The following is a 13,904-nucleotide window of genomic DNA, read 5'->3' on the forward strand; positions in this document are numbered from 1 at the left end:
CGTCGCGAGCGAAGGAGGATTTCCATTCAGGTCGTTCCCTCACGGGTTCGCGAAGGGCTGCAAGTAGACCCCGGTGGTGCGCCGCCAACTTTCGCTACTGCCGCCGTCCGCGGGCCCGCGCTAGTGCCACGTGGCCAGGTGGCCCGCGCCGTTCGGCCGCCTCACCGCGACGTCCACATCTACAGTGCCGGAATGTTGCACGTCACCTCGACCGTGCCCGAATACCTCGCTCTGCTCGACGTGGCACCGGGCGATCGTGAGCGCGCTTGGGTCAGGGAGTACGAGCAGGCGCATGCCGATCTGTTCGAGATGTACTACGCCGGCTACGGACACCGGGACGGTCGCCCCGCCGCCGTAGCGCTCGTGCCCGACCTGGCCCCCGAGGTCCGCGAGCGCGAAGCGCGCGCCCTACTTGCCCTCGAGCATGCCGCCAGTGACTTCGAAGGCCTGGGTCTACTGCCTGGTGGCACCGACCTTCACGTGACGCTGATGGTCGGGACCGGTCACTCCAACGCCTGGGTCAGACCCGTCGACGGCACTCCGGTCCTGTTCGTCGCCCTGGAGCTGCTGCCACCTGAGGGCTATGAGGACATCCTGGTGGTGCACGAGCTCGTCCACGTGGTCCACCTGCAAGCCCTACTGCCCGCCCTGGCCCGGCGAGCCGAACTGGAGAACCACCTCGGTCTGCGCATCTGGCTCGAGGGGCTGGCCGTCGCCGCTACGCGCCAGTTGCTGCCCGACCGGCCCGCCCACCACTACTTCTTCGTGGCCGGCTACGACTGGCCCGAGCAGTGCCGGACGGCCCTACCTCAGATCGCCCCGACGCTGTTGCGCAATCTGGAGGTCTGCGACGCCACCCTCACCTACGCGTTCGTCGGAGTCACTGAGGACCAACCGTGGCCCAGCCGCGCCGGGTACTGGATCGGTGATCAGGTTGTCACCGAGGTCATGCAGGCCGGAACCGAACTCGACGAGCTCTTGGGCTGGCAGCCAGACCGCATCGTCCAAAGCCTCCGAGCCAGCGCCCTCCTGACGGGTCGATCCTGACCCGGACTCCGATATGCGCTCAAGCATCTGCGCTCGGTTGCGACCGCCAGATCTGCCATGCCCTAGTCCTGGGCTCCGACTCGCATCGCTCCTATGCCATGGGCGGACGCCCACATCTCTCAGCTCCTGCGCTCGGTGCCTGCCCGCCACTATCCAGGCGTGGCCCGCTGACGCAGCTCCTGCAGTCGGGGAAGGTCTGCCGGCGGGACGCCCGCCAGGGGCACGGTCGAGCCATCCACCAGGTGCGCCTCCACGACCTCGGCCCACCGGTTCGGCTGATCGGCCCACAGGTCGCTCACCTGCTCCCACGGGATGCGGCGGGCCCGCACGCCCCGTCCCGTCGTCTCCAGGTCGCTCGTCGTGGCACGAGTACCGAGCCGCGAGAGCACGATCACGCCGACAGCCGTCAGGCCCGACAGAGCGCGCCCCAGCGAGCCCCACGTGAGCGCGCCTTGTGACACCACTGAGATCAGAAAGATCACCAGGGTCGCCGCGAGCAAGATCCATCCCAACCGGCCCAGCCAGCGCGGGCCTCCCCATCTGGACGAGTCCCCGTCATCGGTACGCCTCAACGGCCCACCTCCTTCTCAGCACCGCCGGTGGCGATCCTGAGATACCGCCACCGGGCCAGGAGTGCCGTGCGCCCATCGGCCCTACCGGCGGTGCCACTGGGCGTACGCGAAGGCCACTGCCACAGACACGCATACGAGCGAGCCGACCAGCAACCCCAGGAAGACCAAGGGCGGGTTCGCCTCGATGGAGCTCAAGTAGGTGTTGACGCCTGCGAATGCCATCGCGACTGCCAGCAGCAAGACGACGGCGAGAGCCAGCGCCACGTGCTGCCCCGGCGTCAGGCGTGACGCGGAACCCAGCGCCGGAGCGAGCGCCCACACGATCAGCAGGACGAGCTCGCCAGCGACGGCGCAAGCACCCAGGATCACGAGGAAGGGAACCCTGAGATAGTCAACCTCGGGAAAGCTCGTGGCAAACGACTCCGCCCACAAGGGCAGTGATACATGCGCGACCGCGAGTATCGCCGCGATCCCGAGAAGCACCCACCGGTGTCGAACCCAGGCCGGTCGCGGGAGTTCCTCAATGCCCCACTGGGCCCGCCTTCGGGCTGCTACTACGTCCGGAGCTGCCATAGGTCAGTCTAACCCGCCAACAATTGCGGATCTGTTGACGAGCACCAGCCAGTGCCCACGAATGGGTCGTCGGCTACTCGGGCGATGTCAGGCGGCTGAGCGAGCGAAGGCGAGACTCTCTTCGATGATAGAAAGCACCGTGCCGAGTTCATCGCCATCGCGGGGACCGAAGATCAAGAACTCGGTGCCGAAGTCCGCGTACTGTTGCGGTTCAGCCCAGCCCAGGGGCACCAGCTCCTCACCACGAGCCATCGGCAGCACCAAGTGCACGCTCGTGTCCTGCACGCCATGCAGATGCACCGGTTCGAGGCGCCCCCCGGGCGCCAGTGACCTTCCAGGACCAGCCTCTTCATCGAGATCCACTAGGTAGACCGCTCTGGAAGAAACGGGAGAAACCTGGCTGATGCCCTCAACGACGCCCTCGAGCGTGAAGACCTGAGCGACCAGCTCACCCCAGATCGCCGGCGGCGCTTGCTGATCAAGCTGCCGATGCGGGCCTTCCGAGGACGTGGCCGGCCGGGCTCCAACCCGTGGTTCTAGGTGCACCTGACGACTGTATCGGGCCCTGCAGCACGACTCGCCACGGAGCAGGACCGTCAGCGCGCATCCGACGGGACTGAGTTCGTGCTTGTGCGACGGTGCTGTTCCCGAGAGGTCGGGTGATCACGCAGTTGGTAGAAGGCACGGAACCCGACGATGGTCAGCCACGTGATTGCCAGCGGCTGCGCGTCCCCATAGGTCATCGCGGTGACCCAGGATCCGCCGATACCGAGCCACAGGACCCAGGCTATGGGCGGCACGATGGCGATGACGGCAGCGACCACTGCCTCGACCGCCAGCACGAGCCACCGATGCGGCAGACGTCGACCGATCAAGGCCACGACGACGAAGACGAGGCTGAGAACAAGCGAGATCGCCCACGGCCCCCAGTAGTCCTCCATCGAAATCATGGCAAGCGCCGACATCTTGGCCTCCGCAACGGATCCCATCGCCAGCAGAAGAATCAACAGCACGGGTATCCGGGCGAGCATAAACACTTCACGCTTCGAGCCCATGGGTTACGCCTCCTCCAGCCACTCTGCTGGTGCTCTTTTGCACGTCAGAGTGTGAACCTGTGTGCCTTACCACCCTGCCCGATCCTGCTCGCGACCACAAACGCTAGACCAGCACCGGGTTTGCCCCCTCGGCAGAAATCCCATTTCGACACGAGCGTCAGCTATGGCTTGACCAGGGCCACCCGCTGCTCTGGGCCCCAGCGATAGGTGTCGTCGCAGCGGTACCCCCTCAACCATGCCTCGTCGTCGACCATGCGCAGGTAGAAACCCTTGGGGTATGCCTCATCGTCGCTGAGCGCCTCGGACGCGATATGGACGGCGCCGGTCGGGGGTCTTCCAGCGGACAAGATGGAGTCTGGCGCGTTGGGCTGACCCAGTGTGGCCAGTCGGAGGAACGGGCCACTGATCATGGGGCATAAGTGAAGTCCCGCCGCTCGTGCGGCGTCGAACACCTGCAACTGCGTGCCACCGGTCGCCAGCCCGAGCTCATGCACAGTCCGTTCGACGAAGCGCAGGTCTTGTCCTGCAGGGTCGTCGAAGACCGTGTGACGAAGAAGCGTCTCGGCGTGGACGTTGAGCCGTATGCCCGCTGTCTGCAGAGCGCGCATGAGCTCGTCTCGGCGCCGCCCACCGACCCGAATGGTGCGGTCCTCCACGCCGAGCGCGTCCGTCATGGTCACCCATCCTCTCTGCACTGGCTATCGGCATCGGGTCCAGCCGTGTCCATCCGACCCGACGCAGATCAGCGAGCGACACAACCTTGCACTGCAAGATAGATGCCGCTACCTTGTGACGCATGGCAACCGACAGGGCGGTCACACAGCTTCGGCGGGGGGTTCTTGAGTACTGCGTCCTGGCACTGCTCAGCGACGAGGAACGCTACGGGTACGACCTCGTGGTCGAACTGTCCGCAGCCGGCCTGGTCGCCAGCGAAGGCACCATCTACCCACTGCTCAGTCGGCTTCGCAAGGACGAACTCGTCAGCACCGTCTGGCGGGAGTCCCCGACCGGCCCACCCCGGCGGTACTACGCCCTCACGAGACATGGCCGAGCGGTCCTGGACGACTTCGTACGCTCTTGGACCACGTTCAAGCTCTCGGTCGACCACATCCTCACGCGGGAGGCACAGAAATGACCACCGGACAGGAACACCCCTTGGCCCAGGACTATCTCGAGCGGCTGCATGCAGAGACCGTCCGGCTACGCGTCGACGAAGGGCGAGAGCTCGAGGCGCAGATCCGAGAGCACCTCACCGAAGCCCTCCCGGACAAACCGAACGACGCATCGGTGCGTCAGGTGCTCGACCGACTGGGCGAACCCGCCCTGCTGGTGGACGCGGCAGGAGGGGCACCGCCGGGGCCAGGCCGGCGCACCGAACCCGTCGACCAGACCTCGCCTGCGCGCGAGATAGGGGCCTTGTTGGCGCTCGTTGCTGCTGCCGTGCTGTTCTGGCTCCCCGTGATCAACATCTTGTTGTGGGTGGGCGGGCTCATCCTGCTCATCCTGGCGCAGCGGTGGACCCTGACCGAGAAGGTCTGGGGATTCCTCGTCCTGGGACTATCCGTCTGGTTCCCGATCCTTGGGGCCGGGATGGCTTTCTTAGTCGTGGAGGGGCCTGCCTGTACGACCGACGAGGCGGGTGCGAGCGTATGCCCCGGTGACGAAAGGGGCCTCACCACGATGGACATCCTTCTCATCTCAGCGGCGGTTCTCTGGCTGGCCATCTACATCTGGACGATCGTCCGCCTCGCCCGATCCGCAGCGCGCCCCCGACAGTAGGCTGTATTGAGCTTGTTCTCGACACCAGAGCGGTAGCGTTCCGACGTGCACTTCACCGAGTACGACACCCGGTTGGCCGCCTATGCACTCCTGACCACGGACGATCAGCAGGTCCTGCTCACGTGGTTCAACGGAGGAGCTCGAGCACAGAATGCCGCATGGTCGCTGCCAGGTGGCGGGGTCGAGTTCGACGAGTCCATCCATGACGCTGTCGTGCGTGAGGTGTTCGAGGAGACCGGCTACACGGTGACGGTCGGACAGATTGTCGCCGAGCACCACTTTACGGTCCCCCGCACCGCCTCCCGCCGACCCCTGCGCTCACAGCGCTTCCTGCTCGACGCCGCCATCACCGCCGGTGAACTGGGCACCACGGAGTCGGGCGGCACGACAGACTTCGCGAAGTGGTTCCCCCTCAGTGACGTCCCCGACCTGCACCCACGAGCCGACATCGTCGACCTGGCTGTCGAGATCCTCGAAGAGCGGCTTCCCTAGTCAGCCCGAGCCGAAGACCGCCATGTGTCACAGCTGGCGCGGTGTGGCCGGCACCACGACCGGGCCTCGGTCTTCGTGCATGACGACGACTGCGGCGTTCCGCCGATGGAGTTGCGTGACCAGGACGGAGTCCCCTTCGTCCAGCTCAGACGTCACGCCACCGCGCCCGATGACGAGCACCTCGTCCCCGGCGCGAATGTGCAGGACGCCGAGCTTCACCGAGATCACGACGCCGTGCGCCAGAACGCTGGGAGGCCGCCGCACCCAGGTCGGCATCGTGAAGAACCACCAGGCCAGCCCTATGAAGACGGCGAAGATGGCCGCCCCCAGCACGGCCACCGCGAGAGACCACGAGTTGACGACGGCCATGAACGCCGCCCAGATTCCAGCGGCGACCAGCACGACGGGCAGCATCAGCACGCGCTGCTTCTTCGCGGCTCGGCGGAGCGCAGCGACCGCGGCTGCATCATCCACGTCGCTGACCGGCATACCGTCGCCACCATCCATGGCTCTCCGCTCTTCCACTCAAGATCGTCCCAGACAACCGCGGGCCAGGCTCCCCAGTGAATCCCACTTCGGGATTCACCCACCCGAGGCGGTCCGACCCAGGCTCATCCACCCCGCGCTATCCCCTACCATAGGTAGTAGATCGACCCGGGCTCCCCGCCTGGCCGCCGTGGTCAGCAGACCGGCCGATCCGGACGGAGGAGAAGCATGCGCGCGATCGTCTTCACCGACTACCAGACGTTCCCCGAGCTGAGGGAGGTCGAGCGCCCGACGCCCGGCCCCGGCGAGGTGCTGCTCAAGGTGGCGGGCGCCGGCGCCTGCCACTCCGACGTCGGCCTCTTCGCCGAGTTCCAGTCCGACCCGACCGGGCTGCTCACCCCGCCCTTCGTCCTCGGTCACGAGACCTCCGGCTGGATCGAGGAGCTCGGACCGGGCGTCACCGGCCTCGAGAAGGGCGACGCCTACCTCGTCTATGGCCCGATCGGCTGCGGCCGCTGCCCCGCGTGCTCGCGCGGGCAGGACACCTACTGCGCCCAGCCCCAGACCGTCGGGTATGCCGCCGCCGGGCTCGGGCGCGACGGCGGCATGGCGGAGTACCTCGCCGTCCCGGCGCGCAACCTCGTGCCGCTCGGCGACGCCGACCCGGTCGCCGCGGCCCCGCTCGCGGACGCCGGCCTCACGCCCTACCACGCCATCAAGCGGGTGCTTCCCCACCTGGACGGCGGCGGCCGCACCGCCCTGGTGATCGGCCTGGGCGGCCTGGGGCTCGTGGCCGTCCAGATCCTGCGCGCGCTCACCGGCGCCACCGTGATCGCCACGGACTCCAAGCCCGCGGCCATGGCGGCCGCCGAGGAGCTGGGCGCCGTCACGGTGCCCTCCGGCGAGGGCCAGGTCGAGCGGATCCGCGAGCTGACCGGCGGCCGTGGCGTGGACGCCGTCTTCGACATCGTCGGTGTCGATGCCACGATGCAGCTCGCCGGCGCGACGGTCGCCCAGCGCGGCTCTGTCACGATCGTCGGGATCGGCGGCGGCACCTTCCCCTGGAACTTCTTCACCGTGCCCTACGAGGTCAACTTCTCCTCGACCTACTGGGGCACCATCGAGGACCTGCACGAGGTGGTGGCGATGTACCGCGCCGGCCAGATCACGCCCGCGATCGAGCGCTACTCGCTGGACGACGGGCTCGAGGCATACCGACGCCTCCGGGACGGCGAGCTCGACGCGCGCGCCGTCATCGTGCCGCACGAGTCGTGAGGCGCTGAGGCGGGGGCGGATCGCTCGCTTCCCTGGCGTCGGCCACACTAGGAGGATGCCGATCGCCACAACAACGAGGAGTCTGTCGTGACCGAAGGAACCGTGCGGTGGTTCGACGCCGACCGGGGGTTCGGCTTCATCGCCCTCGCAGAGGACGCCGAGGACCTCTACGTGCACGCGTCCGAGATCGTCGGCAACGACTCGACGAGGGTCCTGCGAGAGGGCCAGGTCGTGGAGTTCGAGATCGGCGAGGGTGACCGGGGCCCGCAGGCGCGCCGCGTCAGGGTCACGGCCGAGCAGCCCGCGGACGCCCCGCTGGGTCTGCTCGGCACGGTCTCCTGGTACGAGCCGAGCAAGGGATATGGCTTCGTGACCTCGGACGACGGCGGTGACGAGATCTTCCTGCACAGCTCGGCGATCGTGCCGGGCGGTCTGGTCTCCGAGGGCCAGCGGGTCGCCTTCCTCGTCGTCGACGGGGAGAAGGGGCCGCAGGCGGACCACCTGCTCCCCCTGGCAGGCCAGGGCGCCGGGCAGCCCGGACCCTCGGACGGGGCGGACGGCACCGTGTCCTGGTACGACGACGACAAGGGCTTCGGCTTCATCGCTCCCGAGACGGGCGGCCCCGACGTCTTCGTCCACGCCCGAGCACTGCCCGCCGACCTCACCGGTCTGGACGAGGGTGACCGGGTGACCTTCGACACCGTCGACAGCGAGAGGGGCCCGCAGGCTCGCGACGTGCGGCTCGTCGGTGGGTCGCCGCGTCGGGGCGCACCCGCGCGCTCGAACTCCCCGCGCCCCCGCTCGGGCCCGCGGCGGACGTCCGACGGCCCGGCCCGCGGCGGCCAGGGCGTGGTCGCTCGCTACGACGCGGACCGGGGCTTCGGCTTCATCACCCCGGACGCCGGAGGCGCGGACCTCTTCGTGCACGTCTCCGTCCTGCGCGACGGCGAGACGCTGTACCCGGGTGACCGGGTGCGCTACCAGGTGCGGCAGAGCGACCGAGGACCGCAGGCCGACCGGGTCGAGCTGCTCTAGTCCGTCGGCGGACGGTATGCCGCTCGCCCCGGGTATGCCCGTCGCGTGGCCAGGCGCGAAGTCCTTGCTCCGCGTCAGCGTCCTGGAAACCGCTGTCACGTTCTTCTACAGATGGTTCAGACTCGCATAGGTGCCTCTAGGTTCATCGAGTCGTGAGCGCGTACCGCGATCTTGACGGCGACCTCCACGGAGTGAACGCCTGGCCGGCCACAGGGGTCGACCTCCAGATCTACGAGGAAGGACTCGACGATGGCCAAGATAGTTGATCCCAAGTTGATCTCCGAGATGCGTGAGGAGTCTGAGCTCACCAAGGACGACCCCTATCCGACGCACACCCAGGGCAAGCGGCCGAACCGGTCGCAGGTCTACTCCGTCCGACTGAGCGCAGAAGAGCAGGCCAGGGTCCAGAGCGTGGCCGACGCCAAGCACTTGCCCGCATCCACGCTCGTGCGCTCCTGGATCCTGGAGCGGCTGGACCAGGAGAGCGCCTGAGCTGCGCGTCATGGCTGCATGACCCGACCCCGCCACTCCCAGCTATGCCCGTAGCGTGGGCAGCATGACCTGGTTGCGCTCGCGTGTGGCGTGGTTCGCGGCCGTCATCTCGCTGTGGGCGCTGCTGCGCGCCCTGCGCCGCCTCGTGGAGCCGGACGAACGACCGGTTGCGCTCGCCGTCGCGGTCGTCGTCATCGTCGCCGCCGCGCTGATCCCTCCCGCCCGAGGTCGCGGCCGCGTGACGGCCGAGCAGGCGGGCTGGCGCAAGGTGGTGCAGCTCTTCCTCGCGGCAGCGGTGACGGCCCTCGCCGCGCTGGTGGGCGCCGGCGTGCTGGTCGCCGGGGTGCTCGGTGTCGTCACGGCCGCGGTGGTGCCGCTGGCCTGGCCGGCACCGAGAGAGCCGTCCTGACCCCGACCCGACCGCGTCAGTCCTCGGGGTCGGCCAGCACGCAGAACTCGTTGCCCGACACGTCGCGCATCACCGTCCACGGGTGCTCCTGCGCCCAGTCCTCGCTCGCCAGGGAGGCGCCGAGCGAGAGGGCGAGGTCGACCAGACCGCGCTGGTCCGGCCCGTCGGGCGTCGGCCGGACGTCGAGGTGCGCGCGGTTCTGCCGCACCTTCGGCTCCGGCTCGGGGCAGAGCTCGAGCAGCGGACCGCGCAGGCTCGGGTGCCGCAGCGTGACGAGTCCGACCCCTTCGACCGGGACCCAGCCGGTGATCGCGGCATACAGCTCGGCGTCGCGCGCGGGGTCGGCGCTGTCGAGCGGCAGCGCCGCGATCGGCCCGGTGTCGGCATAGGCGGCGCGCTCCTCCATGACGCAGAACGGGTTGCCGTCCGGGTCGGCGAGCACGACCCACGGCACGTCCACCTGTCCGATGTCGGTATGCCTGGCGCCCAGTCCGTGGAGCCGCTCCACCACCTCCGCCTGCTGGGCACCGCCGCGCAGGTCCAGGTGCAGGCGCCACCCGGGCGGCGGTGGCTCGGTCACCGGTTCGATGCAGACGTCCAGCCAGACGTCGTCGTCGATCCGCAGCCGCCCTTCGTAGTCGTCCGGGCTGCCGGGGCTCAGGTCCTCGAGCCCGAGCGCCGCCGACCAGAACCGGCCCGTGGCCTGCGGGTCCCGGGCCTGCATGACGATGTTCTCCAGCCGCATGGTCGTGACCCTAGGCCGTCCGGAGGACAGCGGCGGTCCGCCAGCCGGACACCACCAGGGGCTGCGTCTCATAGCCCCTGCCAGTCGGGCTTGTTCGCCCACGCCTCCCGGTAGTACCCGGCAAGCCCCAGCCCGGCCGCGGCCGCCTCGTCGAGCAGCACGCTGACGTGCGGGTGCCACTGGAGCACGGTCGCGGGCCAGCGCGCAGAGACCGCACCCTCGACGAGCTGGGCGACCGCCCGCGCCTTGCCCTCCCCCGTCGCGACGAGCACGACGTGCCGGGCCTGCATGATCGTCGCCAGCCCCTGGGTCAGGCAGTGCGTCGGCACCGCGTCGGTGTCGCCGTCGAAGAAGCGCGCGTTGTCCTCCCGCGTCCGCCGGGTCAGGGTCTTGATCCGGGTCCGGCTCGCGAGCGAGCTGCCCGGCTCGTTGAAGGCGATGTGCCCGTCGCTGCCGATCCCGAGCAGCTGCACGTCGACGCCGCCCGCCGCCGCGATCCGCTTCTCGTAGGCCCGCGCCGCCGCGGGCAGGTCCCCCGCGCTCCCCTGCGGGCTGTGCACCCGCTCCGGGGGGATGCCCGCCGGGTCGGTCAGCTCGCGCCGGATCTCGGTGCGGTAGCTCGCCGGGTGTCCCTCGGGCAGCCCGACGTACTCGTCCAGCGAGAACGTGCTCACCCCGGACAGGTCGAGCTCGCCCGCTCGCACCCGGGCGACGAGCTCGGCATACACCGGGCGCGGGCTGGAGCCGGTCGCGACGCCGAGCACCGCCTCCGGCCGGGTCCGCACGAGCCGGCTCACGACGTCGGCGCCGAGCCGCCCGATCTCCTCCTCGTCGCGGCAGATGACGACCTCCATCAGCCCACCACCTCCAAGCGCGTCGGGGCGACCTCCGCGGGCTCGGGCAGCCGCAGCGGCCCGTGACCAGGGGTGATGCGCCCGGCCAGGCGTGCCTCGCGGGCCCCGGTGACGCCGGGCAGGGTGCCGGGCACGCCGTGCCAGGTGAGGAAGCCGAGCAGCGCGAAGAGGCAGGCCTCCTTCGCGTCGACCGGTATGCCGTGGCTCTCGCTCGTCGTCACCCGCACCTGCGGCATCGCCTCGGCGAGCATCCTCATCAGCGTCGGGTTGTGCGCACCGCCGCCGCTGGTCACGACCTCCTGCGGCGCGAACGGCGCCAGCGCGTCGGCCACAGTGCGGGCGGTCAGCGCGGTGAGCGTCGCGAGCAGGTCGGCGTCCGCGACGGGGCGACCGCGCGCGGCCAGCGCGGCGTCGACGTGCCCGAGGTTGAAGCGCTCCTTGCCGGTCGTCCTCGGCGGCTCCCGCCGGTAGTAGTCGTCCGCCAGCAGGACCGCGAGCAGCCCCTCGTCCACGCTCCCCGCCGCGGCGCCCGCGCCGTCCGCGTCGTAGCGCGCCCGCCCCGCGGTCTGCCGCGCGACCACGGCGTCGACCAGCGCGTTGGCGGGCCCGGTGTCGAAGGCCAGCACCTCCTGCGGGCCGACCACGGTGACGTTGGCGATGCCCCCGAGGTTGAGCGCGGCACAGGTATGCCCCTGCCCGCCGAGCCACAGCGCGTCCCACCGGCTCGCCAGCGGCGCACCCTGCCCACCGGCAGCGACATCGGCGACCCGCAGGTCGGAGACCACCGGTCTACCCGTGCGCTCGGCGATCCACGCCGGCTGCCCGAGCTGCAGGGTCCCGGCGACCTGCCCGTCCACGACGTCGTGGAAGAGGGTCTGCCCGTGCGAGGCCACGAGGTCGGGCGCTCCCCCGGCCAGCTCGGCGCCGAGCCCCGCCACAGCCCCGGCGAAGGCCTGGCCGAGCCCGGTGTCGAGCCGGCACACCTGCTCCATCCCGACCTGTCCCGGCGGGTATGCCGCGAGCACCTCCTCCCGCAGCGCGTCGTCGAAGGGCACGGTCCCCGAGCCCAGGATCCGCGCCTGCACGACCTCGCCGCGCAGCTCCAGGTCGAGGGCCACGACGTCGATGCCGTCGACGCTCGTGCCCGAGCCGACCCCGAGGACGATCACGCGTGCACCTGCCCGAGCGCCCCGCGCACCGAGTCGCCGCCCCGGGCGAGCAGCTCGCGCGCCCGGTCGGCGTCGTGGTCGCCGAGCACCATGACCACGGCGACCTTGGTGCTCCAGCCGGACAACTCCAGCGCCTCGGTCGCGCGGTCCGCCCCGCAGCCGGTCACCCTCTGCACCATCCGCACCGCCCGGTCGCGCAGCTTCACGTTGGAGGCCTGCATGTCGACCATGAAGGGCCCGTGCGTCTTGCCCAGTCGCACCATGACCGCCGTCGACAGCGCCCCGAGCAGCATCTTCTGCGCCGTGCCCGCCTTGAGCCGGGTGGAGCCGCTGATGACCTCCGGCCCCGTCGGCACCTCGATCGCGTGGTCGACCCCGGCCGACGCCCTCGCCCCGCTGTTGCCCGACACGGCGACGGTCAGCGCACCCCTCGACGACGCCTCGGCCAGCCCGTGCAGGACGTAGGGCGTCCGCCCGGACGCGCTGATCCCGACCACGACGTCGTCCGGGCCGACCCCGGCGCCGCGCACCATCTCGGCCCCGGCCGGCCCGTCGTCCTCGGCGCCCTCGCGCGCCTGCACCATCGCCTCCACTCCGCCGGCGGGCAGCGCCCGCACCAGGTCGGGCGTGGTGCCGTAGGTCGGTGGCAGCTCCGAGGCGTCGACGAAGGCCAGCCGGCCCGGCGTGCCGGCCCCGAGGTAGAACATCCGCCCTCCCCCGCGCAGCCGCTCGGCGATGTCGTCCACCGCGGGGGCCACGGTCGGCACGACCCGCAGCAGCGCGGGCGCGACGGTCGCCTCGGCCTCCCACAGCTCGGTCAGCACCGCCGCGGAGTCGCGCTCGTCGAGGTCGAGCAGGTCCTCCCGCACCCCCTCGGTCGCGAGCGCGCCGATGACCTCAGGCACCTCCACCCCGTCCGCATCTCCCTCGACCACGGCACCCTCCGCCGCGCTCCCGGAGGCGCGCACGACGCTCACCTGGTCCGCCACGACCGGGCTCACCCGGCCCGACCACACCTGACGCGCCAGCGCCTCCGCCCCGTCGAGCGAGGTCCCGGCCGGAGAGACCACCTCCCCGCCCACCGCGGCCGCGAAGGGCTCGGTCAGCAGAGCGCCCACCCCGGCCAGCCCACCTGCCAGGCAGACCGGCAGCCCGGGGTCGAGCGCCTCGCGGCACGCCCGCGCCGTCCGCGCCAGCGCCGCTGCGGCGTCCTCCCAGATCTGCCGTGCCACCTCGTCGCCCTCCTGCGCCGCCCGCGCCACCTCGGTGGCGAAGGAGGCGATGAGCCGCGAAGGGTGCTCCGCGGAGTGGACCGCCGCCGGCAGCCCGACGAGCTGGCCGAAGCGCTCCGTCGCCGCCCGTTCCAGCGCCGCCGACCCGCCCCGGCCGTCCCGGTGCTCCAGGGCGGCGCGCAGGCCGGCGCGACCCACGGCATACCCGCTGCCGTCATCCCCGAGCAGGAACCCCCAGCCGTCGCGCACCGCGGTCCGCCCCTGCGCGTCCGCGCCCAGGGCGACGGCCCCGGTCCCGGCGGCGACGACCACCCCGGGACGGTCGCCGAGCGCACCGACGTAGGTCGTCGTCACGTCCCCGGTCAGGACGGCGACGTCGGCGAACTCACGCACCACCGCTGCCGCGAGCGCCCCCCGCCGGGCGCTCGCAGCGTGGTAGCCCACCAGTCCCACGGCCAGCACGTCGACCCGCCCGACGTCCAGACCGCCGGCGTCCAGCGCCGCGCGCAGGGCGCGCACGACCTCACCCACCCCGTCGGCCGCAGCGAGGCCGACCACCCCCGGCCCCTCGCTCTCGCGCACCCCCTCGGGTCCGCACCAGCGCACGCGCGCGCCGGTCTTGCCCAGGTCGACCGCCAGCAGGCTGGGCGACTCGCCGTCAGATCTCGTCGTCGTTGACACCACGGGAG

The 13,904-nt window shown here is 70.8% G+C and carries 18 protein-coding genes; 8 read left to right on the plus strand and 10 right to left on the minus strand.

The window, feature by feature from the left end:
• Nucleotides 1-192 precede the first annotated feature (192 nt).
• On the plus strand, nucleotides 193-1,047 hold the full coding sequence (locus tag SGUI_RS03140; protein WP_157621708.1) for a DUF2268 domain-containing putative Zn-dependent protease: 855 nt from the start codon (nucleotides 193-195) through the stop codon (nucleotides 1,045-1,047).
• Between the two features lie 149 nt (nucleotides 1,048-1,196).
• On the opposite strand, the gene SGUI_RS03145 is transcribed toward SGUI_RS03140, so the two are convergent.
• The 5 genes from SGUI_RS03145 to SGUI_RS03165 form a co-directional block, all read right to left on the minus strand.
• Complete coding sequence (locus SGUI_RS03145; protein WP_191090939.1) at nucleotides 1,197-1,547, minus strand: PH domain-containing protein; 351 nt, start codon at nucleotides 1,545-1,547, stop codon at nucleotides 1,197-1,199.
• A gap of 153 nt (nucleotides 1,548-1,700) precedes the next feature.
• Entirely contained in the window at nucleotides 1,701-2,192 is a 492-nt protein-coding gene (locus SGUI_RS03150; RefSeq protein WP_157621709.1) for a DUF2975 domain-containing protein, read from the minus strand.
• Nucleotides 2,193-2,279: 87 nt separating this feature from the next.
• Nucleotides 2,280-2,738, minus strand: a complete 459-nt coding sequence (locus SGUI_RS03155; RefSeq protein WP_237141439.1) for a luciferase domain-containing protein — start codon at nucleotides 2,736-2,738, stop codon at nucleotides 2,280-2,282.
• A 50-nt stretch (nucleotides 2,739-2,788) separates the two neighbouring features.
• Complete coding sequence (locus tag SGUI_RS03160) at nucleotides 2,789-3,247, minus strand: hypothetical protein (RefSeq protein WP_066636133.1); 459 nt, start codon at nucleotides 3,245-3,247, stop codon at nucleotides 2,789-2,791.
• 161 nt (nucleotides 3,248-3,408) lie between these two features.
• The gene (locus SGUI_RS03165; RefSeq protein ID WP_066642678.1) at nucleotides 3,409-3,921 is read right to left on the minus strand and encodes a hypothetical protein; all 513 of its coding nucleotides are present in this window, start codon (nucleotides 3,919-3,921) and stop codon (nucleotides 3,409-3,411) included.
• Between the two features lie 122 nt (nucleotides 3,922-4,043).
• Here SGUI_RS03165 and SGUI_RS03170 point away from each other — a divergent pair, with 122 nt between their 5' ends.
• From SGUI_RS03170 to SGUI_RS03180, 3 genes are read left to right on the plus strand one after another with little or no spacing between them, the layout of a single operon-like run.
• Nucleotides 4,044-4,382, plus strand: coding sequence for a PadR family transcriptional regulator (locus SGUI_RS03170; protein ID WP_066636152.1), 339 nt, complete (start codon nucleotides 4,044-4,046; stop codon nucleotides 4,380-4,382).
• Complete coding sequence (locus SGUI_RS03175; RefSeq protein WP_066636155.1) at nucleotides 4,379-5,026, plus strand: hypothetical protein; 648 nt, start codon at nucleotides 4,379-4,381, stop codon at nucleotides 5,024-5,026. The genes SGUI_RS03170 and SGUI_RS03175 overlap by 4 nt, the downstream gene beginning before the upstream one ends.
• Before the next feature lie 45 nt (nucleotides 5,027-5,071).
• A complete protein-coding gene (locus tag SGUI_RS03180) occupies nucleotides 5,072-5,518 on the plus strand; it encodes an NUDIX hydrolase (RefSeq protein WP_066636164.1) in 447 nt (148 codons plus the stop codon).
• 27 nt (nucleotides 5,519-5,545) lie between these two features.
• Here the strand turns inward: SGUI_RS03180 and SGUI_RS03185 are convergent, their stop codons facing one another.
• Nucleotides 5,546-6,025, minus strand: a complete 480-nt coding sequence (locus SGUI_RS03185) for a hypothetical protein (RefSeq protein WP_157621710.1) — start codon at nucleotides 6,023-6,025, stop codon at nucleotides 5,546-5,548.
• 207 nt (nucleotides 6,026-6,232) lie between these two features.
• On the opposite strand from SGUI_RS03185, the gene SGUI_RS03190 reads away from it, so the two are divergent.
• The 4 genes from SGUI_RS03190 to SGUI_RS03205 all read left to right on the plus strand — a co-directional run bounded on the left by SGUI_RS03190 (nucleotide 6,233) and on the right by SGUI_RS03205 (nucleotide 9,215).
• On the plus strand, nucleotides 6,233-7,279 hold the full coding sequence (locus SGUI_RS03190) for an NAD(P)-dependent alcohol dehydrogenase (protein WP_066636168.1): 1,047 nt from the start codon (nucleotides 6,233-6,235) through the stop codon (nucleotides 7,277-7,279).
• 87 nt (nucleotides 7,280-7,366) lie between these two features.
• Nucleotides 7,367-8,314, plus strand: a complete 948-nt coding sequence (locus SGUI_RS18290) for a cold-shock protein (protein WP_066636170.1) — start codon at nucleotides 7,367-7,369, stop codon at nucleotides 8,312-8,314.
• 285 nt (nucleotides 8,315-8,599) lie between these two features.
• On the plus strand, nucleotides 8,600-8,806 hold the full coding sequence (locus tag SGUI_RS03200) for a DUF6290 family protein (protein WP_157621711.1): 207 nt from the start codon (nucleotides 8,600-8,602) through the stop codon (nucleotides 8,804-8,806).
• 64 nt (nucleotides 8,807-8,870) lie between these two features.
• The gene (locus SGUI_RS03205; RefSeq protein WP_157621712.1) at nucleotides 8,871-9,215 is read left to right on the plus strand and encodes a hypothetical protein; all 345 of its coding nucleotides are present in this window, start codon (nucleotides 8,871-8,873) and stop codon (nucleotides 9,213-9,215) included.
• A 16-nt stretch (nucleotides 9,216-9,231) separates the two neighbouring features.
• Here SGUI_RS03205 and SGUI_RS03210 read toward each other — a convergent pair whose 3' ends face one another.
• From SGUI_RS03210 to SGUI_RS16970, 4 genes are all read right to left on the minus strand, one after another.
• Complete coding sequence (locus SGUI_RS03210; protein ID WP_066636176.1) at nucleotides 9,232-9,960, minus strand: VOC family protein; 729 nt, start codon at nucleotides 9,958-9,960, stop codon at nucleotides 9,232-9,234.
• A 68-nt stretch (nucleotides 9,961-10,028) separates the two neighbouring features.
• Nucleotides 10,029-10,814 carry a glucosamine-6-phosphate deaminase gene (gene nagB, locus SGUI_RS03215; protein WP_066636180.1) on the minus strand — a complete coding sequence of 262 codons (786 nt, stop codon included), beginning with the start codon at nucleotides 10,812-10,814 and terminating at the stop codon, nucleotides 10,029-10,031.
• Entirely contained in the window at nucleotides 10,814-11,983 is a 1,170-nt protein-coding gene (locus SGUI_RS03220; protein WP_066636184.1) for an anhydro-N-acetylmuramic acid kinase, read from the minus strand. The genes nagB and SGUI_RS03220 overlap by 1 nt, the downstream gene beginning before the upstream one ends.
• Nucleotides 11,980-13,899: an N-acetylmuramic acid 6-phosphate etherase gene (locus SGUI_RS16970; RefSeq protein ID WP_083190464.1), complete on the minus strand. Its 1,920-nt coding sequence runs from the start codon at nucleotides 13,897-13,899 to the stop codon at nucleotides 11,980-11,982. The genes SGUI_RS03220 and SGUI_RS16970 overlap by 4 nt, the downstream gene beginning before the upstream one ends.
• Nucleotides 13,900-13,904: the final 5 nt, after the last annotated feature.

The sequence above is a fragment of the Serinicoccus hydrothermalis genome (genome assembly GCF_001685415.1).
Lineage (GTDB): Bacteria > Actinomycetota > Actinomycetes > Actinomycetales > Dermatophilaceae > Ornithinicoccus > Ornithinicoccus hydrothermalis.